This is a genomic window from Micromonospora sp. CNZ322 (genome assembly GCF_007827755.1).
Genome location: NZ_VITD01000001.1, coordinates 153,018 through 174,904, shown reverse-complemented (window position 1 = coordinate 174,904; position 21,887 = coordinate 153,018). Strand labels below are relative to the sequence as shown.

23 protein-coding genes are annotated in these 21,887 nt (G+C 72.9%); 13 read left to right on the top strand and 10 right to left on the bottom strand.

The features are described from left to right. The first annotated feature begins 2 nt into the window (after positions 1-2). The 4 genes from leuC (at position 3) to FB453_RS00795 (ending at position 5,032) form a co-directional block, all read left to right on the top strand. Positions 3-1,448: a 3-isopropylmalate dehydratase large subunit gene (gene leuC, locus FB453_RS00810; RefSeq protein ID WP_145786806.1), complete on the top strand. Its 1,446-nt coding sequence runs from the start codon at positions 3-5 to the stop codon at positions 1,446-1,448. Between the two features lie 14 nt (positions 1,449-1,462). Beyond that, a complete protein-coding gene (gene leuD / locus FB453_RS00805) occupies positions 1,463-2,050 on the top strand; it encodes a 3-isopropylmalate dehydratase small subunit (RefSeq protein ID WP_145786804.1) in 588 nt (195 codons plus the stop codon). Positions 2,051-2,222: 172 nt separating this feature from the next. Further along, positions 2,223-2,906, top strand: a complete 684-nt coding sequence (locus tag FB453_RS00800) for an HU family DNA-binding protein (RefSeq protein WP_181518641.1) — start codon at positions 2,223-2,225, stop codon at positions 2,904-2,906. A 161-nt stretch (positions 2,907-3,067) separates the two neighbouring features. Next, a complete protein-coding gene (locus FB453_RS00795) occupies positions 3,068-5,032 on the top strand; it encodes an endonuclease/exonuclease/phosphatase family protein (protein ID WP_145786802.1) in 1,965 nt (654 codons plus the stop codon). Between the two features lie 27 nt (positions 5,033-5,059). Here FB453_RS00795 and FB453_RS00790 read toward each other — a convergent pair whose 3' ends face one another. From FB453_RS00790 to cofC, 5 genes are read right to left on the bottom strand one after another with little or no spacing between them, the layout of a single operon-like run. After that, positions 5,060-5,938, bottom strand: a complete 879-nt coding sequence (locus FB453_RS00790; RefSeq protein ID WP_112582029.1) for an NUDIX hydrolase — start codon at positions 5,936-5,938, stop codon at positions 5,060-5,062. After that, positions 5,926-7,446: a CYTH and CHAD domain-containing protein gene (locus FB453_RS00785; protein ID WP_145786800.1), complete on the bottom strand. Its 1,521-nt coding sequence runs from the start codon at positions 7,444-7,446 to the stop codon at positions 5,926-5,928. The genes FB453_RS00790 and FB453_RS00785 overlap by 13 nt, the downstream gene beginning before the upstream one ends. Before the next feature lie 24 nt (positions 7,447-7,470). Continuing rightward, entirely contained in the window at positions 7,471-9,834 is a 2,364-nt protein-coding gene (locus FB453_RS00780) for an RNA degradosome polyphosphate kinase (RefSeq protein WP_145786798.1), read from the bottom strand. A gap of 54 nt (positions 9,835-9,888) precedes the next feature. Next, positions 9,889-10,086: a cold-shock protein gene (locus FB453_RS00775; protein WP_030335323.1), complete on the bottom strand. Its 198-nt coding sequence runs from the start codon at positions 10,084-10,086 to the stop codon at positions 9,889-9,891. A 58-nt stretch (positions 10,087-10,144) separates the two neighbouring features. Then, on the bottom strand, positions 10,145-10,792 hold the full coding sequence (gene cofC / locus FB453_RS00770; RefSeq protein WP_145786796.1) for a 2-phospho-L-lactate guanylyltransferase: 648 nt from the start codon (positions 10,790-10,792) through the stop codon (positions 10,145-10,147). Positions 10,793-10,920: 128 nt separating this feature from the next. Between cofC and FB453_RS00765 the strand changes: the two genes are divergently transcribed. The 5 genes from FB453_RS00765 (at position 10,921) to FB453_RS00745 (ending at position 15,961) form a co-directional block, all read left to right on the top strand. Continuing rightward, positions 10,921-11,658, top strand: a complete 738-nt coding sequence (locus tag FB453_RS00765; RefSeq protein ID WP_145786794.1) for a lysophospholipid acyltransferase family protein — start codon at positions 10,921-10,923, stop codon at positions 11,656-11,658. Next, positions 11,655-12,662, top strand: coding sequence for an NAD(P)H-dependent glycerol-3-phosphate dehydrogenase (locus tag FB453_RS00760; protein WP_091393100.1), 1,008 nt, complete (start codon positions 11,655-11,657; stop codon positions 12,660-12,662). Before FB453_RS00765 ends, FB453_RS00760 begins: the two co-directional genes overlap by 4 nt. An 8-nt stretch (positions 12,663-12,670) precedes the next feature. Continuing rightward, positions 12,671-13,789 carry a cystathionine gamma-lyase gene (locus tag FB453_RS00755; RefSeq protein WP_145786792.1) on the top strand — a complete coding sequence of 373 codons (1,119 nt, stop codon included), beginning with the start codon at positions 12,671-12,673 and terminating at the stop codon, positions 13,787-13,789. A 142-nt stretch (positions 13,790-13,931) separates the two neighbouring features. Continuing rightward, entirely contained in the window at positions 13,932-14,717 is a 786-nt protein-coding gene (locus FB453_RS00750) for a putative protein N(5)-glutamine methyltransferase (RefSeq protein WP_145786790.1), read from the top strand. A 194-nt stretch (positions 14,718-14,911) separates the two neighbouring features. Continuing rightward, entirely contained in the window at positions 14,912-15,961 is a 1,050-nt protein-coding gene (locus FB453_RS00745) for an ROK family protein (protein ID WP_112582018.1), read from the top strand. A gap of 41 nt (positions 15,962-16,002) precedes the next feature. On the opposite strand, the gene FB453_RS00740 is transcribed toward FB453_RS00745, so the two are convergent. Both FB453_RS00740 and FB453_RS00735 read right to left on the bottom strand, forming a co-directional pair. Further along, positions 16,003-16,203 carry a DUF397 domain-containing protein gene (locus tag FB453_RS00740; RefSeq protein WP_145786788.1) on the bottom strand — a complete coding sequence of 67 codons (201 nt, stop codon included), beginning with the start codon at positions 16,201-16,203 and terminating at the stop codon, positions 16,003-16,005. Positions 16,204-16,208: 5 nt separating this feature from the next. Continuing rightward, positions 16,209-17,054 carry a helix-turn-helix domain-containing protein gene (locus FB453_RS00735; RefSeq protein ID WP_091393087.1) on the bottom strand — a complete coding sequence of 282 codons (846 nt, stop codon included), beginning with the start codon at positions 17,052-17,054 and terminating at the stop codon, positions 16,209-16,211. Positions 17,055-17,332: 278 nt separating this feature from the next. Between FB453_RS00735 and FB453_RS00730 the strand changes: the two genes are divergently transcribed. Next, positions 17,333-17,551: a hypothetical protein gene (locus tag FB453_RS00730; RefSeq protein WP_145786786.1), complete on the top strand. Its 219-nt coding sequence runs from the start codon at positions 17,333-17,335 to the stop codon at positions 17,549-17,551. A 195-nt stretch (positions 17,552-17,746) separates the two neighbouring features. Next, the gene (locus FB453_RS00725; protein WP_091393084.1) at positions 17,747-18,847 is read left to right on the top strand and encodes a D-alanine--D-alanine ligase family protein; all 1,101 of its coding nucleotides are present in this window, start codon (positions 17,747-17,749) and stop codon (positions 18,845-18,847) included. 54 nt (positions 18,848-18,901) lie between these two features. On the opposite strand, the gene FB453_RS00720 is transcribed toward FB453_RS00725, so the two are convergent. Beyond that, complete coding sequence (locus FB453_RS00720; protein ID WP_145786784.1) at positions 18,902-19,585, bottom strand: DUF3515 family protein; 684 nt, start codon at positions 19,583-19,585, stop codon at positions 18,902-18,904. 9 nt (positions 19,586-19,594) lie between these two features. Beyond that, a complete protein-coding gene (locus tag FB453_RS00715; protein WP_030487446.1) occupies positions 19,595-19,828 on the bottom strand; it encodes an Lrp/AsnC ligand binding domain-containing protein in 234 nt (77 codons plus the stop codon). A gap of 96 nt (positions 19,829-19,924) precedes the next feature. Between FB453_RS00715 and FB453_RS00710 the strand changes: the two genes are divergently transcribed. Continuing rightward, the gene (locus FB453_RS00710; RefSeq protein WP_145786782.1) at positions 19,925-20,914 is read left to right on the top strand and encodes a thiamine-phosphate kinase; all 990 of its coding nucleotides are present in this window, start codon (positions 19,925-19,927) and stop codon (positions 20,912-20,914) included. Between the two features lie 29 nt (positions 20,915-20,943). Next, on the top strand, positions 20,944-21,405 hold the full coding sequence (locus FB453_RS00705) for a GNAT family N-acetyltransferase (protein ID WP_112582014.1): 462 nt from the start codon (positions 20,944-20,946) through the stop codon (positions 21,403-21,405). 129 nt (positions 21,406-21,534) lie between these two features. Here the strand turns inward: FB453_RS00705 and rpmB are convergent, their stop codons facing one another. Then, positions 21,535-21,726 carry a 50S ribosomal protein L28 gene (gene rpmB, locus FB453_RS00700; protein WP_011905179.1) on the bottom strand — a complete coding sequence of 64 codons (192 nt, stop codon included), beginning with the start codon at positions 21,724-21,726 and terminating at the stop codon, positions 21,535-21,537. Positions 21,727-21,887 lie beyond the last annotated feature (161 nt).

Genomic DNA, 21,887 nt, shown 5'->3' with positions numbered 1-21,887 from the left:
AGATGGTGGGAGTCACTCCTGAGCCGAGGACCCTGGCCGAGAAGGTCTGGGACGCGCACGTCGTACGGTCCGCCGCTGGTGAGCCGGACCTGCTCTTCATCGACCTGCACCTGCTGCACGAGGTGACCAGCCCGCAGGCGTTCGACGGGCTGCGGCTCGCCGGGCGCCGGGTGCGTCGAACCGACCTGACCCTCGCGACCGAGGACCACAACACCCCGACCGGGTACGCCGACCCGGCGTTCCGCCTCCGCCGTGGTGACCTGCTCACCATCGCGGACCCCACGTCGCGTACGCAGATCGAGACGTTGCGCCGCAACTGCGCCGAGTTCGGGGTGCGACTGCACCCCCTCGGCGACGACAACCAGGGCATCGTGCACGTGATCGGCCCGCAGCTCGGTCTCACCCAGCCGGGCCTGACGATCGTCTGTGGCGATTCGCACACCGCCACCCACGGCGCCTTCGGCGCGCTCGCCTTCGGCATCGGCACCAGCGAGGTGGAGCACGTGCTGGCCACCCAGACGCTGCCGCAGAGCCGGCCGAAGACGATGGCCGTGAACGTCACCGGGCAGCTCGCGCCCGGCGTGACCGCCAAGGACCTGGTGCTCGCGCTGATCACGCAGGTCGGCACCGGTGGAGGTCGCGGGCACATCGTCGAGTACCGCGGCGAGGCGATCCGCGCCCTCTCCATGGAGGGGCGAATGACCATCGCCAACATGTCCATCGAGTGGGGTGCCAAGGCCGGCATGATCGCGCCGGACGAGACCACCTTCGCGTACCTCAAGGGTCGACCGAACGCGCCGCAGGGCGCGGACTGGGACGCGGCGGTGGCGTGGTGGCGGACGCTGCCCACCGACGAGGGTGCGCGCTTCGACGCCGAGGTGACCCTGGACGCCAGCCAGATCACCCCGTTCGTCACCTGGGGCACCAACCCCGGGCAGGGCGCGCCGCTGAGTGCCCCGGTGCCGGACCCTGAGGAGTTCACCACCGACTCGGAGCGCACCGCCGCCCGCCGGGCCCTGGAGTACATGGATTTGCGCCCCGGCACCCCGCTGCGGGAGCTGCCCATCGACGTGGTCTTCGTGGGGTCCTGCACCAACGGTCGACTGGAGGACCTACGGGCCGCCGCCGACGTGCTGCGTGGCCACCGGGTCGCCGACGGCGTCCGGATGCTCGTGGTGCCCGGCTCCGCCGCGGTGCGCGAGGCCGCCGAGGCCGAGGGGCTGGACAAGGTCTTCGCCGACGCCGGGGCCGAGTGGCGGTTCGCCGGCTGCTCCATGTGCCTGGGGATGAATCCCGACACGCTGAAGCCGGGCGAGCGCTCCGCCTCCACCTCGAACCGCAACTTCGAGGGCCGTCAGGGCCGGGGCGGGCGTACCCACCTGGTCTCCCCGCCGGTGGCCGCCGCCACCGCAGTGGTCGGCCGGCTGGCCGCCCCCGCCGACCTGTAGAAGGGACCGACGAGATGGACAAGTTCACCACCCACACCGGCACCGCCGTGCCGCTGCGCCGGTCCAACGTGGACACCGACCAGATCATCCCCGCCGTGTACCTCAAGCGGGTGACCCGGACGGGCTTCGCCGACGGGCTGTTCAGCGCCTGGCGGGAAGATCCGGCATTCGTGCTCAACGATGAAAACTATTCCGGGGCGTCGATCCTCATCGCCGGTCCGGAGTTCGGCACCGGCTCCTCCCGGGAGCACGCCGTCTGGGCGCTACGGGACTGGGGCTTCCGTGCCGTGGTGGCCCCGCGCTTCGGTGACATCTTCCGCGGCAACGCCCTCAAGGAAGGTCTGTTGCCGGTCGAGTTGGAATTGAAAGCCGTCGAAGAGTTGTGGGACCTGATCGAGGCGGATCCCACCACTGCGGTGACCGTCGACCTGACCGCCCGCCAGCTCCGGGCGGGGGACGCTAGCTGGTCGTTCCCGCTGGACGACTTCAGCCGTTGGCGCCTCCTGGAAGGCCTCGACGACATTGGACTCACCCTCCGCCACGCCGCCGACATCGACTCCTACGAGGCGCGCCGACTGCCGTTCCTGCCCTCCGTGGCATAGCCGTTAGGCCGCCCGCACAGCGGATTTCACCCCCATCGGGCCATCCGGTGGGGGTGAATCCGTTACGACACAAGGGCTTTTTTCTACCGAATGTTTGTGTCCCGACAGCACAGGGCATACCGTGCGCGCAGAATGGCTCGCAACGAGTCAGTTGCACAATCGGGAGGAAGTCGTGAACAAGGCCGAGCTCATCGAGGCGCTCGCCGTTCGCCTGGGGGACCGGAAGATGGCGACGGCCGCGCTCGACGCGGTCCTCACCGAGGTCCAGGCGGCGGTCACCAAGGGCGAGAAGGTGGCGATCACCGGATTCGGAGCATTCGAAAAGCGTGTGCGTGGCGCGCGAACAGCGCGCAACCCGCGTACCGGCGAGGCGGTGAAGGTCAAGAAGACGTCAGTCCCGACCTTCCGCCCCGGCGCCGGGTTCAAGGAAATGGTGGCCAGCGGCAAGGTGCCGAAGGCCACGGTGGCGACGAAGAAGGCCACCACCAGCACCGCCACGGCCAAGGCGGCGGGCACGAAGGCGACCGGCACCAAGGCGGCCACCGCCAAGGCGGCGGGCACCAAGGCGACCACGGCGAAGGCGGCCAGCAAGAAGACCGCCCCGGCCAAGGCGAGCAAGACCGCCACGGCGACCAAGACGGCCGCCAGCAAGAAGACCGCCCCGGCCAAGGCGAGCAAGACCACCACGGCGACCAAGACGGCCGCCAGCAAGAAGACCACCGCGGCGAAGAAGACCACCGCCGCGACCCGGTCGACCGCGGCGAAGAAGACCACCGCGGCGGCGAGCAAGAGCACGGCGGCCAAGAAGGCGCCGGCGAAGAAGGCTCCGGCCAAGAAGGCGGCCAGCAAGCGCTGACCGACCCGTACCGCAAGGGCGTCCACCAGTGGGTGGGCGCCCTTTCGGCGTACCGGACGGCTTTTCGGCGTACGGGGACCGTTGACCGGGTTGGCGCGCTCGCGCAGAATCGCCGTGCCGGCCACCCCTGGGCCGGCCCGCCGACGGGAAATGGGGCGCCGGTGCGCTACCGCCAGCTCACCACCGGCACGCTCGCGCTGGGCGTGCTCCTCCTCATCGACGTGCTGCGGGTCTGGTTGCCCGGCATCATCACCATCTTCGGTCAGGCGGCGTCCACCCCGGCCGAGCTGATGGGGGCGTTCGCCCTCGGCTGGTTCGTGCTCGCGATGGGCGCGCCCGCCGTGGTCCGCCGAGTCGGAGCCCGCCCGGTCACTGTCGTCGCCGCTGTCGCGCTCGCCGTCGCCCGGCTCGCGCTCACCGCCGCTCCCGGCGGGCGTACGCAGCTCTGGTTGGCCACCGCCGGGTTGCTCGCCGGGCTGGTCTGGCTGGTCGGCGTCGCCGCCGACACCGACCGCCCGGTCCCGGGGCTGGCGTTGGGGTTCGCTGTCAACGCGGCAGTGCACGCGGTGCTGGACACCGTCGACCTGGTTTGGCGGGGTGACTGGGTGGCCTGGCTGCTCAGCGCCGTCGCGGTGGCGGTGTTCCTGGCCGGCACGGCGCAAGCCGGCCAGCCCGGCGGTGCAGGTAACGCCCTCGCTGGCCCCGCTGACGCCCCTGTCGGCCCCGCTGACGCCACTGCGGGCCCTGGTGGTGGTCGAGCCTGGCTGCTGGCCGGGCCGGCGCTGCTGCTGGCCGGGATGGTGGCGCTCTCTCCGGCGCTGGCCCGAACCGGGATGTCGTACCTGGTCGCCGGGGACGGGGTGGCTCGTTCGCCGCTGTTCGGCCTGGCGCCGGTGCCGGTGGCGGTCGCCGGGTTCCTGTGCGCCGCGTTGACCCGGCCGCCCAGTGGGTGGGGCCGGGCGTACGGTCCGGTGGCGCTGCTCGGCGGCGCTGTGCTGTTCGCCCTCGACCGGGGCGACCTGCTCCTGCCGGCCATCCTCCTCGCCGCTGTCGGCCTCGGCGCCTGCCTCGCGCTGACCGACGAGGCCAGCCAGCCTGCCAGCGACACCGCGAGCGCCGGCACCGCTGGTGGCGCCAGCGCCTCCCGGCGGGGGTACGCGCTCGCCGCCGGGATGCTCGTCTTCGCGCTGGGGGCGGTCGGCTACTACTCGGCCTACGACCTCGGCTACCCCAACGCGGCGGTGCCGGTGGTGGTGGCCGTGCTGATCGCCGCCATGGCGTTCACCGCCCGCCCCGTCGTCCACCGGCTTCCCGGGCCGTTTCCGCCGCTCCGGGCCGCCGCCACGGTCACCGCGCTGGCCCTGCTGGCACCGGTGCTCGCCGACGAGGTGCCGGTGGCCAGCAACCGGGACGGCCCACCGGAACGGTTGACGGTGGTGGCGTACAACATCCGGATGGGGTTCGGGCTGGACGGCCGGTTCGACCTGACCGGCCTCGCCCAGGTCGTCGACCGGCAACGGCCCGACGTGGTGCTGCTCAGCGAGGTCGACCGGGCCTGGCTGCTCAACGGCGGCCACGACACCCTGGACCTGTTGTCGGACCGGCTCGGTATGCCGTACGTCTTCGGGCCTGCCGCCGACCCGGTCTGGGGTGACGCGGTGCTCAGCCGTTGGCCGGTACGCGATCCGCGGACGCTGCCGCTGGCCGCCGTCGGCGCGCCCACCGGAGCGCAGGCCCTCGCCGTCACGCTGGACCTCGGCGACGGTGTCCGTACCGCGGTGGTCAGCACCCACCTGCAACCGCCACCCGGCAAGGGCCCGGTGGTCCAGGCCCGCGCGGTCGCCGACTTCGCCACCCGGTACGCGGCCGGTCGGCCGTTGGTGGTGGGGGGTGACCTGAACACCGAGCCGGGCGACGAGGCGTTCGCGGAGTTCACCAAGGCCGGCCTGGTCGACGCGTTGGCCGCCGCCCGACCACTGGCGACCAGCCCGGCGGACGACCCGCGCCAGCAGATCGACCACATCTTCGTCTCGCCCGGCCTGACCCCCGGCGATCCCGTCGCGCCGCACAGCACGGCCAGCGACCACCTGCCGGTCGCGGTGACAGTGACCCTGCCGCCCCGCTGACCAGGCCGGGCCCGTCGAACGCGGGCCCTACAGGCGATCGGTGGCGAGCAGCCGGTCGGCGGCGAAGGCGAGCAGCCACCCGCCGCCCTTCGGGGTGGCGAAGTCCTCATCGGTGCGGCCGGTCAGCCGCTCCAGGGCACCCGGCAGGACCTTGCCCTGGCTGCACACCGCCGACTGCCCACCGGTGCCGGCCAGCTCCAGAAGTCGGGCGGCGGTGGCCAGGATCTGCTCGTCGCTCTGCTGGCCCGGTTGTGGTTCGTCCAGGTCGCCGCAGACCTCGATCGGCAGGTCGAGCAACGCGGCGGCCGGGTCGAGCGTCTGTACGCACCGTCGCGGCGACGCCGACACCAGCCGGGCCGGTCGGATCAGGGCGATCAGCTCGGCCAGCGTGCTCGCCTGGGCCCACCCCTCGGCGTCCAGGGGCCGTCCGACGTCCGGGCCGGACCAGGTGGCCCGCTTACCGGCGTGCGCGTGCCGAACCAGCGCGACCGTCGCCGTCACCGACGGCAGCGCGGCGAACGCCGCCAACACCTCGGCGTCGTGCGGGTAGCTGACCAACCGGATCGCGTCGTCCACCGCGAGCCAGCGGATGTCGTCCACCTCGGTGTCCGGTTGGAAGCCGCCACTGGCCACCGCGAGCATCGACCAGTAGTCGACCAGCTTGGGCTGCCCCTCGCTGCGGTACCGCACCGACGGCAGCCGCACCTGCGGCACGCCCCGCACGTCGGCCTCCTCGGCCACCTCACGCACCGCCGCGGCCAGCGCGTGCTCGCCCGGCTCCAGCTTGCCCTTCGGCAGCGTCCAGTCGCCGTAACGGGGGCGGTGCACCACGCAGACGCGTACGCCGTCGTCGGTCGGCCGCCAGGCCACCCCGCCCGCCGCCCGGATGCCCGTCACGGCAGCCAACTGGTGCGTCGTCGCCGGGTGGCCCGGTGCCAGGCAGCCGGGAGGAGACCCCGCATCCGGCGTACCGACTGGCGTTCCCGCTCGGCCAGCCGCCCGGCGGTGACCGCCAGCTCGTGGTCGTCCGGTCGCTCGGCGGCGATCTCCAACCAGGTGTCCGCCGCCACCGCCGCGTCCTGGTGCTCGCCGAGCACGTCCTGCACCCCGGCGAGTGCGCCGGACAGCCGCCGTGCGCCCTTGCCGACCGTCGGGGCCACCGCGTTGACCGCGTACCGGGCCTGCTTGCCCTCCTTGCGGACGGCGTGCCAGCGGTCGTCCGGCGACTGTGCGTCGAGCCCGCCGACGCCGTCCGGCCCGGTCAACCGCCGCCAGGGGCGGGCCACCAGCGCGGGTAGCGCCTGCGCGGCGGGCGCTGCCGCCCGGCGGGTGAACCGGGGCGCGCGGGCGGCCAGCACCAGGGAGTCCACCAGGGCCAGGTAGCGCGCGGAGCGCAGCATCTCGTCGATCGCGGTGAGCGCCTGCCGCTGCCGCTCGGCGAGCACCTCGTCGAACCGGTCCACCGCGCCCCGGTCGAGCGGGCTCAGCGGATCGGCGTCGGCGGTACGGCGCAGCCGCGCGCGCAGCACCTCGGCGTCGCGGGCCGCGCCGAGCACGTCGGCCAACCAGCGCAGCTCGGTGCGCAGCGGGCGGGACCAGGTCTTTCGCAGCAACGGTTTGAAGGTGCGCAGATCACTGCGCAGGCGTCGGCAGGCCACCCGCATCTGATGCACTGCGGTGTCGCCGCCGGCGGCGGGGGCGCGCAGCCGGACCAGCGGGTCGTGCGCCAACAGCCGGCGGATCTCCTTGCGTAGCGACTCGGTCACCACGTCACCGGCGCTCGGCTCGGCGGTCAGCCCGGCCGGCGCGACCAGGTCCGGATCGGCCTGCGCCGTCGCGCCCAGCGCCCGTACGTGCTTCGGCGTGAACGACCCGCCCTGCGCGCCAGCCTCGCGCAGGACCCCGCCGACCCGGTCGAGCAGCTTCCGGTCGCCGGCCTTCAGCTCCACCTCCACCTCGCGGAACGTGTCGGTGGTGCTGCCGGCGTCGTCGAGCACTGTCACCCGGTCGTCCACCACTTCGGCGAGCACAGTGCCGGCCCGGTCACACACCTCGTACGCGTGCCGCACCGTCCGCACCACTGTCACCGGGGCCAGCGGCGCCCCCCGGTGCAGGACGGTGACCAGCTCCACCAGCTCCGGAGGCGGCTGCCCCTTCGGCCCGGCACGGGAAATCTCGTGCCGGACGCCCGGCGTCCCGGTCGGTAGTTTCACCGTCCAGGGCAGCTCGTCGCCCCGGCGGTGGCGAAGGGAAGCACCGGCCCGGGCCAGCCGTAGGTCGACAGTGTCGAGGTAGCGGGCGACAAGCGTCACCGGTGGCAGCACCCGGACCCGACCGCCGGCCGGGGCAGTGCCGGCCAGGTCCGGCAGCACGTAGGCGTCGTCCACCTCGTACTTCTGCTCCTCCTCGACCATCAGCTCAGCCTATGCGCTGCGCGGTCAGCTGGCCGTGCCACCGACGCGGCGCAGCAGCAGTTCCTGCAGATGGGCCCGGGCGGCGTTGTCACCGCCGGTACGCCGGGTCCAGGTGCCGTCGCCGGCCAGCTCGAACGCGTCCACGTCGGGGCTCATCGCGGCGGTGAGCACATGGTCCAGCTCGGCGCGGGCGACCGGGTCGCTCACCTGCACCAGCGCCTCCACCCGGCGGTCCAGGTTGCGGTGCATGAGGTCGGCCGAACCCATCCAGAACTCGGCCTCGCCGTTGTTGCCGAACCGGAAGACCCGGGAGTGTTCCAGGAACCGGCCGAGGATCGAGCGGACCCGGATGTTCTCCGACAACCCCGGCACCCCCGGGCGCAGCGTGCACATGCCCCGGATGAGCAGGTCGACGTGGACGCCGGCCTGGGAGGCGCGGTACAGCGCGTCGGTCACCCCCTCGTCGACCAGGGAGTTGACCTTGAACTGGACCAGGCCGGGCATGCCCAGGCGGACGTGCGAGATCTCCCGCTCGATCCGCTCGATGAGGCCGCTGCGGATGCCCTGCGGGGCAACCAGCAACCGTCGGTACGCGGTCTGCCGGCTGTACCCGGTGAGCACGTTGAACAGGTCGGTGAGGTCGGCGCCGATCTCCGGGTCGGCGGTGAGCATGCCGAAGTCCTCGTACAGTCGGGCCGTCTTCGGGTGGTAGTTGCCGGTGCCGATGTGGCAGTAGCGACGGATCTGGTTGCCCTCCTGCCGGACCACCAGCGCGGTCTTGCAGTGCGTCTTCAAGCCGACCAGGCCGTACACCACGTGGCAGCCGGCGCGTTCCAGTGTGCGGGCCCAGCCGATGTTGGCCACCTCGTCGAAGCGGGCCTTCACCTCCACCAGCACCACCACCTGCTTGCCGGCGGCGGCCGCGTCGACGAGCGCGTCGACGATCGGGGAGTCGCCGCTGGTCCGGTAGAGGGTCTGCTTGATGGCCAGCACGTTCGGGTCGGCGGCGGCCTGCTCGATGAAGCGCTGCACGCTGGTGGCGAACGAGTGGTACGGGTGGTGCACCAGGATGTCCCCGTCGCGCAGGGTGGAGAAGACGCTGCGCGGCACCTCGCCCTCGGCGAGCCGGGGATGGGTGGCCGGCACGAACGGCGGGTCCTTCAGGTCCGGCCGGTCCGCCTCGCCGTAGACCTGCCACAGCGCGGACAGGTCGAGCAGGCCGGGCACCCGCAGCACGTCCTGCTCGTCCATGTCCAGCTCGCGGACGAGCAGCTCCAACATGTGGTCGGAGATGGACGCGGCGACCTCCAGGCGGACCGGGGGGCCGAACCGCCGACGGGCCAGCTCCCTTTCCAGGGCCTGGAGCAGATCCTCGTCGCGGTCCTCGTCGACCTCCACCTCGGCGTTGCGGGTGACCCGGAACAGGTGGCACTCGACCACCTGCATGCCACTGAACAGCTGCCCCAGGTGCACCGAGATCAGGTCCTCCACCGGCAACATCCGGACGCCCGGCTGGTCCCGGTCCACCCGGACGAAACGGGGGACGTTGTTGGGCACCTTCACCCGGGCGAACAACTCCGAACCGCCGTCCGGGTCACGAACCGCCACCGCCAGGTTCAGCGACCGCCCCGAGATGTACGGGAACGGGTGCGCCGGGTCCACCGCGAGCGGGGTCAGCACCGGAAAGATGTGCTCCCGGAAATAGGTGCGCAGCCGCTCCCGTTCGCCGTCACCCAGCTCGCCCCAGCGCAGGATGCGGATGCCCTCGTCGGCCAGCTTGGGCAGCACGTCGTCGACGAAGCAGGCGGCGTGCCGGGCACCGAGCGCGGCGGTCCGCTCGGCGATCAGCTCCAACTGCGTACGCAGGGGCAACCGGTCCCCGCCGCGCACCGGCAGGCCGGCGGAGAGCCGCCGCTTCAGCCCGGCGATGCGCACCATGTAGAACTCGTCGAGATTGCTGGCGAAGATGGCCAGGAACTTGGCCCGCTCCAGCAGCGGGGTGCGCCGGTCCTCGGCCAGGGTGAGCACCCGGGCGTTGAAGTCGAGCCAGGACAGCTCCCGGTTGAGGAACCGGTCCTCCGGCAGCGGTGGGGCCGCCGGGGGCTCGTCGTCGTCCTCCGGTGTGGCACCGGTCGGCAGGTCGTCGGGCAGGACCTGGTGGACGTCACCGGCGGCCGGGCCGTCCGCTGCGATCTTCGGGGCGGGGTCGATGACCTCGTCCAGCCCGGAGGAGGCGGCACCGGGATCGTCGGCGAGCGTGTCGGCGCGGGCGGCACCGGCACGTTCGGCACGGGACGGGCGGAAGCGCCCATCGGTGCCGCGCGTACGGGAGCCGTTGCGAAGGTCGGTGGCGGGCGGGTGGGCCGGTTGCTCGCGAGGGGTGCTCACCCGCTCATAATCACCCGATTACGGTAAACGCAAAATGAACTTGGGCTCGCCGGGTCAGATCATCGTCGGCAATGTCACCCGGACAACCTCGCCGTCGGGATCGGTGTCGATGCGAACGCGCTGGCCGAGCCGGAGAAGCCGCAGCCCGGAGGCGTCGAAGGCCCGGGCGGGGAAACGCATCTCGGTGCCGTCGTCGAGCAGCAGGACACCGCTGCGCGTCGCCGCGTCGTAGCTGGCCACCGTGCCCTGCATGCTGGCACCGTACACCCGGGGGCTCACCCCGTGGCGGGGGCTCAGCCCACCGGGCGGCTCAGCCTGCGGCGCGGGCGGGGCGACCGGCGGCCACCAGTGCGGCAGTGCGCGGCCCCAGCCCGAGCCGGGCGGCGGCGGCCAGGTCCGCGGCGGTGTCCACGTCCCGGCGCAGGCTGGGCCAGTCGCCGTCGAGCGGCAAAGCACCGCTCGCCGCGTGCGCGACCGCCGAGCCCACCCCGAAACGTGGATCCAGCGGCACGCCCGGCCCGGCGGTGAGCAGCACCGTGCCACCGCCGGGTGCGTCCGGCAGGAACCGGCGTACCTCGGGTCGGCCGCTCTGCGCCGCGAGCAGCGCGCCGGCCAGCTCGGTCGGGCGCAGCGCCGGCACGTCTGCGGTGATCCCGGCCACCCACCCGGTGGCGGCCCTGGCCGCCCCGTGCCGGAACGCGGCGTTCAGACCGGCGTCCGGCTCGTCCGGCAGCACCCGCGCGCCGGCGGCCCGCGCCGCCGCCGCCACTCGGGCGTCGTCGGTCACCACCAGGGCCTCGGCGACCGCCGGGCAGGCAAGCACCGCGCGGAGCGTGTCGGCCGCCAGGGCCAGCGCCAACTCCTCATGCGGTACGCCCGGCAGCGCGCCCCGCAGCCGGCTCTTGGCCACGGCCAGCCGCTTCACCGGCACCACCACGGCCCACCTCGGCTGACTCACGTCCGCAATCCTGCCAGCCGGACGATGGGCCCCTCGCTGGCCGTACCGGGGGCGAGCAGGCATGATTTCCGCTGCGGGTGTCGCGGGCGGGATTTCGCGGCGGGGTTGGGGCGCGAAGAGGAGGCACAGTGGCACGGCGGAGGCTGGGGTTCTGGCAACGGTTCGCCGTGGGGCTGGTGAAGCCGGTGATGACCGTCTGGACCCGGCGTACCTGGCGTGGTCAGGAGCATCTCCACCGCGACGGCGGCATGATCATCGTCGCGAACCACATCTCCCACGCCGACCCGCTGGTGTCCGCGCACTTCATCTACGACTCCGGGCGCTGGCCGCAGTACCTGGGCAAGGCCAGCGTGTTCCGGGTGCCGGTGGTCGGCTGGATCCTGCACCGGTGCCGGCAGATCCCCGTCGAGCGGGGCAGCGTGGACGCCGTCCGCTCACTGGACGCGCTGGTCGCCGCGCTCGACGAGGGCGGCGCGGTCGTGATCTACCCTGAGGGCACCACCACGCGACAGCCGGAGCTCTGGCCGATGAAGGCCAAGACCGGTGCGGCCCGGCTGGCCCTGGCCACCGGCGCCCCCGTCGTACCGGTGGTGATGTGGGGGCCGGAACGGATCTTCGACCCGCGGACGACCCGTGTCAGCCTGCGCCCCCGGATCCCGGTGACCGTTGCCGCCGGGAAGCCGATCGACCTGAGCCGGTGGGCGGACGCCCAGCCGACCCGGGCCACCCTCGAGGAGATGACGGACACCATCATGTTGCGGCTGCGGGACATGCTCGCCGAGATCCGTGGCGGTACCCCGCCGCCACTGTGGGAGCGACCGGCCCGGTCCTCCGTCGGCCGCGAGCAGCGGGACGACGCAGCATGAGCGGTCACGTCGCGGTGCTCGGTGCCGGTTCCTGGGGCACCGCGTTCGCCAAGATCCTCGCGGACGCGGGGCGGGACGTGACGGTGTGGGCCCGCCGGGCGCCGGTCGCCGAGAGCATCCGGACCGAGCGCCGCAATCCGGAGTACCTGCCCGACCTGCTGCTCCCGGCCCGCGTCACCGCCACCGCCGACGCCGCCGAGGCGATCACCGGCGCCGAGGTGGTGGTGTTGGCCGTGCCGTCGCAGACCCTGCGCGGCAACCTCGCGGAATGGGCCGGGCACCTGCACCCGGATTCCACCCTGGTGTCGCTGATGAAGGGCATCGAACTGGGCACCACCAAGCGGATGAGCGAGGTCATCGTGGAGACCGCAGGGGTCGCCGCGGACCGGGTGGTCGTCGTGTCCGGCCCGAACCTCGCCCCGGAGATCGCCGCCGAGCAGCCCGCCGCGACAGTGGTCGCCGGGACGAACAGCGCCCGCGCCACGCTCGTCCAGTCGTCGATCCGGACGCCGTACCTGCGCCCCTACACGAACGACGACGTGATCGGCTGTGAGCTGGGCGGGGCGGTCAAGAACGTGATCGCCCTGTCGTACGGCATCGCCACCGCGATGGGTTTCGGCGACAACACCCGGGCCATGCTGATGACCCGTGGGCTGGCCGAGACGGCCCGACTGGGCGTGGCGCTCGGCGCGGACCCGATCACCTTCGCCGGCCTCGCCGGCATGGGCGACCTGGTCGCGTCCTGCTCGTCCCCGCTGGCCCGCAACCGCACCTTCGGCGAGCATCTGGGCCGGGGTGAGACGCTGGAGCAGGCCCAGGCCGCCACCCGGCAGACCGCCGAGGGCGTGAAGAGCTGCCTGGCGATCCGCGACCTGGCCCGGGCGCACGGCGTCGAGATGCCGATCACCGAGCACGTCGAGCGGATCTGTCACGAGGGTATGGACCCGCGCCTCGCCGTGGAGACCCTGATGAGCCGCACCGCCAAACCCGAGTCGTACGAGTGAGGAACCCGATGAGCGAGTGGGGAGACGGCACCCGCTGCGTACGTGCTGGCCTGCCCGAGCCGGCACCGGGGAGCCCGTTCCTACCCGGGCCGGTCTTCGCCGCGCCGTACCACCTCGACCCGTTTGCGGGTCAGGGCACGTCGCCGAACGGCTACGGCCGCCCCGACAACCCGACCCGCCGGCTGCTGGAGGCGGCGGTGGGCGAGCTGGAGGGCGGTGACTGCCGGGTCTTCGCGACCGGTCAGGCGGCCATCACCGGCCTGCTGCTCACCCTGCTGCGGCCGGGGGACACCGTGGTGCTCCCCACCGACGGATACTTCCCGGTCCGGGCGTTCGCCACCGATGTGCTGGAGGGGATCGGCGTCCGGGTGCTGTTCGCGCCGACCGTGGGGCCGTATCCGTCGTTCGAGGGCGTCCGGCTGGTGCTGGTGGAGACGCCCGCCAACCCGGGCCTCGACGTGGTCGCCGTGGCGGCCCTGGCCGAGCGGGCGCACGCCGCCGGCGCGCTGCTCGCGGTGGACAACACCACCGCCACCCCGCTCGGACAGCGTCCGCTGGATCTCGGTGCCGACCTGGTGGTCGCCTCCGGCACGAAGGCGCTCACCGGCCACTCCGACCTGCTGCTGGGCTACCTGGCCAGCCGGTCCGCCGAGCTGATCGACGCGGTGACGACCTGGCGCACCACCACCGGGGCGGTTCCGGGAGCGTTCGACGCCTGGCTGGCCCACCGGTCACTGGCCACTCTCGACCTGCGGCTGGCGCGGCAGAGCGCGAACGCCGCCGCGGTCGTCGACCTGCTCGCCGGTCGGCCGGACGTGACCGGCCTGCGGTGGCCGGGACGGCCGGACGACCCGGCGTACGCGGTGGCCTCGACGCAGATGCGCCGGATACCGGGGGTGCTCTCGTTCGACCTGGGCGACGCCGACCGGGTGGGCCGATTCGTCGAGGCCGCCCGGCTGGTGGCGGCGGCGACCTCCTTCGGTGGCCTGCACACCACTGCGGACCGGCGGGCGCAGTGGGGCGACGACACCGCTCCCGGCTTCGTCCGGCTCTCCTGCGGCGCGGAGGACACCGCGGACCTGGTGGCCGACATCGCCGCCGCGCTCGACGCCGCCGGCCCGCTCTGAGTTAGGGTGTCGGCGGCCGCACCGGCGGCCACGACCGGAGGAGGTGAGTCCGATCCGCCAACAGACAGGACCGGCGCTTCCTCCCGTGTCCCTGCCGCAATAGCGGCCGCGGGAGCGCCGGCGAGCGTTTCCCGGAGGATTCATGGCACCACCGTTCCCCACCGACCGTCCTGCCCTCGTACGCCGGCTGCGCGCCGCCGGTTGCGTCTACGCCGAGGACGAGGCCGAGCTGCTGCTGGCCGCCGCGCGCAGCCCGGCGGCGTTGGCCGACCTGACCGACCGTCGGGTGGCCGGCGAACCGTTGGAGTATCTGCTCGGCTGGGCGGAGTTCTGCGGCCTGCGGATCGCCGTCGACGACGGCGTCTTCGTGCCCCGGGCCCGGACCGCTCTGCTGGTCGAGGTGGCGGCCGAACTGACCGGCACGGCTCCGGCCGTGGTCGACCTGTGCTGCGGCTCCGGGGCCACCACCGTCGCGCTGGCGCACCGCCTCGCGCCGCGCTGGCTGGCCGCCGCCGACATCGACCCGGCGGCCGTGGCGTGTGCGCGCCGCAACGTCGTCGGGTTGGACGCCGAGGTGTACGAGGGCGACCTCTTCGCGCCGCTGCCCCGGCGGTGGCGGGGGCGGCTGGACCTGGTGGTCGCCAACGCCCCGTACGTGCCGACCGACGCGGTCGCGCTGATGCCGCCGGAGGCGCGGCTGCACGAGGCCCCGGTGGCGCTCGACGGCGGCCCGGACGGGCTCTCCGTGTTGCGCCGGGTCGGTGCCGACGCCGCCGGGTGGTTGACCCCCGGCGGCCACCTGGTGGTCGAAGCCGGCACCACCCAGGTCGACACACTCTGCGAAGCGTTCAGCGCGGCAGGCCTGGTGCCAACCGTGCGCCACGACGAAGACCTGGACGCCACCGCGGTCTTCGCCCGCCGCCCCTGACCCACCCCGCCCCCACCCCCACCCCGCTCCCACCCGCGCGATCTTGCAGTTTCGGTTGTCGGGATGAGTGGGATGCCCCTTGTGTCGGGACAGTAAGTGCAAGATCGCGGGGAGGGTGCGGCCGTCCGGCATGGCGGGGGAGGGGGGTTGGCACTAGCCTCGGCTCACACTCATGACGGCGGGAGGCGGTTTCGGTGGGCAGCGCAGGGGTGCCGGTGGTCGTCGGGCTGGACAACGGCGGCACCAGCAACAACGCCACAGTCCTGACGGTGGACGGCCGCTTCCTGGTGGACGGGCTGTTGGAGATCCCCAGCGAGGTGCGGGCCGGGCCGGAGGCGGCGATCGAGGCGTTGGCCCAGGCGCTGGACGGCGCCCTTGCGCAGACCGGCGTGCCGCGTGACCTGGTCCAGGCGGTCGGGCTGGACACACCCGGCCCGGCCAGCGCCGAGGGCGTCATCTCGTCGCGGGGCTCCACCAACTTCTCCCAGCCGGCCTGGCGCGGCTTCGACGTGCGAGGGGCGCTGGAGCGACGGCTCGGGCTGCCAGTGATCTATCACAACGACGGCAACGCGGCCGCGCTCTACGCCCACCACGTCCACTTCGGCGCCGACGCGATGAACCGCTCGTCGGTGTCCGCTATCGTCGGCACCGGCCTCGGCGGCGGTGTGGTCGAGAGCGGTCGGGTGATCGCCGGTGCGGCCGGGATGGCGGGCGAGTTGGGCCACGTGCACATCCCGCTGAGCGGGCTGCTCGGCCCGGGTCAACCGGAGCCCACCTGCGCCTGCGGCTTCACCGGAGATGTCGAGAGCGTCGCCTCGCTGACCGGCATCGAACGCAACCTGCTGCCGTACTGGCTGACCCGGTACCCCGACCACCCGCTCGCCGCCGAGCCGGTGGCCCGCGCGGCCAAGCTGGTCCGGGGGTACGGCGAGCGCGAGGACGCCCTCGCCCGGGACCTCTTCACCCAGCAGGCGATGGCGCTGGGGCGGCTGTTCACCGTCGCCGCGAACTTCACCGACCCGCACGCGTACTTCGTCGGCGGCGGGGTGGTGGAGGCGGCACCGGAGTTCCGCGACTGGTTCCTGGCGACGGTCCGCGAGCACACCGTGCTCCGCGAGGAGCAGGCGGCGGTGGCCACCTTCGCCCTGGTACCGGATCGGGACATGGCCGGTGCCCGAGGCGTCGCGATCGCCGCGCTGGAGGCGCTACGCGCTGTTCCGGAGCCCCGCCCGCTGGTTGCCTGAGCCGGCGCGGGCCCCGGCCCGCACCGGCTCGGCACCTCTGGTCAGCGCTGCGGTGGCGCCTGGGCGAAGGCGGCCCAGGCCGCCGTTGGGAACAGCAGGGCCGGGCCGGCCGGGTCCTTGGAGTCGCGCACGGCAACGAACCGCGGGATCGCGGCCACCTCCACGCAGGCGCCTTCGTCGCCGCTGCGGCTGCTCTTGCGCCACCGCGCCGCGGCCAAGGCCGCTGTGATCATCGGGGTCATCGGTCCTACCGTCCCTTCAGGACTGACAGGAGCATCTCGCGGCTGTCCGCCGGGCTGAGCGCCACGCTTCGGAGATGCTCCATGATCTTGGTGCAGGTACGCGTCTCGCCGGCGCGGTCGAGGATCATCTGACCCGCAACGGTTTCCACCGACGCGATGATCGGGTCCTCCGGGTCGGCGAACTCGAGGATGTGCAGGGAACCCCGGGTGCCCCGGTGGTAGCCGGCGGAGAGCGGGATCACCTGGACGCTGATGTTCGGCAACTCGGCCATCTTGACCAGGTGCCGTAGTTGCCCGTTCATCACCGACTGGTCACCGACCGGCCGTAGCAGCGCGCCCTCGTCGATGATCGCGTCGAGGATGGGTGGCTGGTCGGCGGTGAGCCGCTGTTGTCGGTCGAGCCGGATCTTGACCCGCTGCTCCACCAGGTCGTCACCGAGGGTGTGCGGCCCGCCGCGCATCACGCCACGGATGTAGTCCGCGGTCTGCAACAGGCCGGGCACCACCGAGGGCTCGAAGTTGGCGATGGCGGTCGCCTCGGCCTCCAGCGCGATGAAGTCGATGGTGCGCGGATCCAGCAGGTAGGAGTACGACACCCACCAGCCGGGCTTGCGGGCGTCCTTGGCGAGCTGCACCGCGGCGGCCACCTCCTCGGCACTCACCCCGTACGACGTGAGCAGGGCGCGCACGGTGGCCGGGCTGATCAGGGTCTGGGCGTTCTCGTAGCGGGAGAGGGTGCTGCGGGTGCTGTTGATCTCATCCGCCGCGGTCTCCAGCGTCAGCCCGGCGGCTTCCCGGTGGTGGCGCAGGGCGATGCCGAGCCGGCGGGCGCGGGCGGTCTTCGGAGCCATGCATCGATGGTCGCATACATTTGCGGGAACGTCTGCATGAGAGAACGTCGATGGGAGTTGCATTCACGCCTATACACGTGTCAATCTGTGATGGCGTCCTCACCGCCGGTTGTCGTGGCGACGGTGGTGGTGAGCGACCGGAGGGGATGGGGCGCGCGGCGATCGGGTTTCTCCCCCGTACCCGATCGTCGCGTGCCGCCCCTCCATCCCGGCCTGCCGGAAGGAGACGACGTGCGAACCCGCCCGGAGCCCCCCGCCGTACCCTCGGGCGGCGTGCGATGACCCGCTTCCTCGTGGTGCTCACCGACGTGCGCCCCGTCGACGGCGTCAACCGCAACGAGCGGGTCGCGCCGGAACGGCGCCGGCAGGTCGTCGGTGCCAGCAGCCGGGAGGCCGCCGACCGCATCGCCGGAGCGTTCATGGCGCTGGGCATGGTGCGGGCCGGTCGGCAGCGGGTGAAGGTGATCGCGGTCGGCCGCCGGCACTCCCGGGACTGAGCAGCCCCAGGTCAGCGGTCTGTGGCACCGCTACCATCCGATTACGCACCGTATATCCTCTCCTGACCGTTTGCCGTGTCGTGCCGTGGCTCGCCGGGTATCGCCTCGCCCCGTGGCCACGCACAGTAAGGTCAACCGGGTGAGCGCCACCGGCGAGCACGACCAGCCGCAGTCGCGTACGAAGAGGTGACCGGAGTGACCACCCCAGGCAAGACCCGCGTGGCGATCGTCTTCGGCGGCCGCAGCCCGGAGCACGGCATCTCCTGCGTCAGCGCCGGCAGCGTGTTCGGCGCACTCGACCCGGACGAGTTCGAGGTGGTGCCGGTGGGCATCACCCGGGCCGGCCAGTGGGTACTGACCAACGGAGATCCCGCCCAGCTCGCGATCAACGCCCGTCAGCTGCCGGAGATCACCGCCGACTCGGGCGACGACATCGTGCTGCGCGCCGACCCCACCGGCAACGGACTGATGGTGCTCGACCCGACCGAGGGCCCCCGGGCGCTGGCCGACGTGGACGTCGTCTTCCCGGTGCTGCACGGCACCTACGGCGAGGACGGCACCATCCAGGGAATGCTGGAGATGGCCGGCATCCCCTACGTCGGGGCGAACGTGTTCGCCTCCGCGGCCGCCATGGACAAGGAGTTCACCAAGAAGCTCTGTGCCGTCGAGGGCATCCCGGTCGGCACGTACGCCGTGCTGCGCAACGGCATGACGCTCAGCGAGCAGGACAAGGAGCGGCTCGGCCTGCCGGTCTTCGTCAAGCCGTCCCGGGCCGGGTCGTCGTTCGGCGTCAGCAAGGTCACCGACTGGGCCGAACTGGACGCTGCGGTCGCCGCCGCCCGGCAGTTCGACCCGAAGGTCATCATCGAGGCCGCGATCGTCGGCCGCGAGATCGAGTGCGGTGTGCTGGAGGGCGAGGCCGGCGGCACGCCCGAGGCGTCCGTGCTGGCCGAGGTACGGGTCGTCGCCGACCACGACTTCTACGACTTCGAGGCGAAGTACCTCGACGACTCCTGCGAGTACGACATTCCGGCCAATCTGCCGGAGAAGGTGACCCGCCAGGTGCAGGAGTACGCGGTCCGCGCGTTCACCGCGCTGGACTGCGCCGGTCTGGCCCGGGCCGACTTCTTCGTCACTCCCGAGCTGGACGTCTACCTCAACGAGATCAACACGATGCCCGGCTTCACCCCGACGTCGATGTTCCCGCGGATGTGGGCGGCCTCCGGCCTGGAGTACCCGAAGCTGGTCAACCGTCTGATCCGTACCGCCCAGCGGCGCGGCGTCGGCCTGCACTGAGCCGTCCGATCCCGCCCGCGCCGGTCAGCCGGCGCGGGCGGAGTCGGTTCGAGTTCAGCGCTGGCAGCCGGACGGGATCGCGCCGCCGGAGGGCACGCTCGCCACGATCGTGCTGGAGATCGTCGGCAACCACTGCAACGGCTGCTCGTACGAGCGCGGGACGCGCACGGTGATCAGCGTCTCCCGGTCGACGGTGGAGAGGACCGCCGCGTCGGCCTGCTCGGCCAGGTGCCAGCAGACCCGGTTGACCGTCCAGACCTCGTCGGTGCTGGGGAAGGCCGGCTCGGTGCCACCGCAGGCCACGGTGAGCGCGGGGTCGCCGTAGGCGGCGTTCTGCTCCGGACCGGCGGTGACCGGCCGCTGAGCCAGGTCGCGGATGCTCGCCGGAAGCTGGGAGAGCAGGGCCCGGCAGACCGTGGCCGGGCGGGCGGCCAGCGCCGGGGCGGCCATCTCCACCGGGGTGGTGGACTGCATCCGGGCGGTGGTCGCGGAGGGCGTCGGCGCGGCGGCCGGCGCGTCCGGGCTGAGCTTGCTGAAGGCCAGCACGGCCACCAGCAGCGTGATCGGCAGCGCGATCAACGTGGCCAGCAGGGCCGCGCCACGCATGGTCCGATCCCGGCCAGCCGGCGCGGCGGCGGCGGGATCGGTCGACTCGCGGTTACCGTCAGCCGGCTCGGACGTCCCGTCGGCCGCGTCGCGCGCCCCGTCGTCGTCCAGAGCCGAGGAGGAGGTCGTCATCTCGTCCACTTACAGCCGCACCACCGAACACGTGAGGGTGCGAGTGATGCCGGGCACCATCTGCACCTTGCTGACGATGAGTTTGCCGAGCTCGTCGACGGTGTTCGCCTCGGTGAGGACGACCACGTCGTACGGCCCGGTGACGGCGTCGACGCGTACCACGCCGGGGATGTCCGCGATGAGACCCGCCACGTCACGTGCGCGGCCGACCTCGGTCTGGATGAGGATGTACGCCTGTACCACGACTCGACCTCCGTCCGTCGCCGCCCGGGAGCGGCCCGAAGGGTGAAAGTACCTTACGGACCAGGTCTGATCCCTATCGGTGGTCAAGGAGCAGCGGTGAGCGAGCACGGCGGAGCCGGGCGGCACGGGCGGAACGCCAGCGGTGGCGTCGGCGTGTCCGGGATCGGGGAGTTCGGGCTGATCGGGAAAATCACCGCCCGACTGTCGTACGGGCCGACGACCCTGCTCGGCCCGGGCGACGACGCGGCGGTGGTGGCCGCGCCGGACGGCCGGGTGGCGGCCTCCACCGACGTGCTGGTCGACGGGCGGCACTTCCGACGGGACTGGTCCTCAGCCCGCGACGTCGGGCACCGGGCTGCAGCCGCCAACCTGGCGGACATCGCGGCGATGGGCGCCACGCCGACCGCCCTGCTGGTCGCTCTCTGCATGCCGACGGACCTGGACACCGCCTGGGCGGAGGAGCTGGCCGACGGGCTCTCCGCCGAGGCGGCGACGGTCGGCGCGAGCGTCGTCGGCGGGGACATGTCGGCCAGTCCCACCCTGACCGTCGCGGTCACCGCGCTGGGCGACCTGGCGGGCCGTCCGCCCGTGCTGCGCTCGGGGGCCCGACCGGGGGACGTGCTCGCTCTGGCCGGGCGCACCGGGTTCGCGGCAGCCGGGCTGACCGTGCTGACCCGGGGCTTCCGTACCCCCCGGCTGTTGGTCGAGGCGTACCGGCGGCCGCAGGTGCCCTACCAGGCCGGCCCGCAGGCCGCCCAGCTCGGCGCCACCTCCATGATCGACGTGTCGGACGGGCTCCTCGCCGACCTCGGGCACGTCTCGGCGGCCAGCGGGGTGGCGATCGACGTACGCCGCGACGGGTTCGAGGTGCCCCGGCAGATGGCCGACGCGGCGCAGGCACTCGGCGTCGACCCGTACACCTGGATCCTCGCCGGTGGCGATGACCACGCGCTGGCCGCGACCTTCCCCCCGGCGGTGGTCCTGCCGTCGGGCTGGCGGCCGATCGGCCTGGTCACCGACGGTGCCGGCGTGACGGTCGACGGCGTCGCCTACGACGGCCCGGTCGGCTGGGACCACTTCCGGTGAGGCCCGCGCGCGGCCGTACCCTGGATACCGTGAGTGAGATCGAGATCCGGGTGGTGCGGTTCGACGCACCGGTGGCGCAGCACCTGATCCACGCCGCACTGGCGGACCTCGGTGCCCGCTACGGCGGCACCGGCGACGACACCCCGGTGGACGCGGCCGAGTTCGAGCCGCCCGACGGCGCGTTCCTGGTGGCCTACCTGGCCGGCGAGCCGGTCGGCTGCGGTGGCTGGCGCAGTCACGGCGCGGACACCGCGGAGCTGAAGCGGATGTACACGACCCCGGCGGCACGGGGGCGGGGGGTGGCCCGTGCGGTGCTGGCGGCCGTCGAGCGCTCCGCTCGCGAGCAGGGCCGCAAGCGGGTGGTCCTGGAATGCGGCGACAAGCAGCCCGAGGCGATCGCCATGTACGGCTCCGCCGGGTACGAGCGGATCCCGAACTTCGGCTTCTACAAGGACGCGGAGGGCTGCGTCTCCTTCGGCCGCACCCTCTGACCTGCGCGCCGGCCCCGGCGGGCCCGGCCTGGCCGGTGTGCCAGGCCCCGGCGGGCCGGGCACACGACAGAGCCGGCGGACCCTCGGGGTCCGCCGGCTGAGCCGAACGAAAAGGTGGGTGCTACCGCGTCAGGCGCGGGTGACCTTGCCGGCCTTGATGCACGAGGTGCAGACCTTCAACTTCTTGGTGTTGCCGCCACCGGCCGGGGTACGCACCGACTGGATGTTCGGGTTCCAGCGGCGGTTGGTCCGCCGGTGCGAGTGGGACACGTTGTGGCCGAAGCCCGGTCCCTTGCCACAGACGTCGCACACGCTAGCCACGGGATACTCCTGGGATTGATACGTTCATGAGGTCGCCGGCAGGTGCTGCCCGGGCAACCTGGTCAGGTTACCCGATGACTCGCCGACCCGGCCAACCGGCCCGGTCCGGCGCTCGCCCGTGCCCCGGCTCACGCCTGGTCGTGGGCCCGTCCGCCCAACGG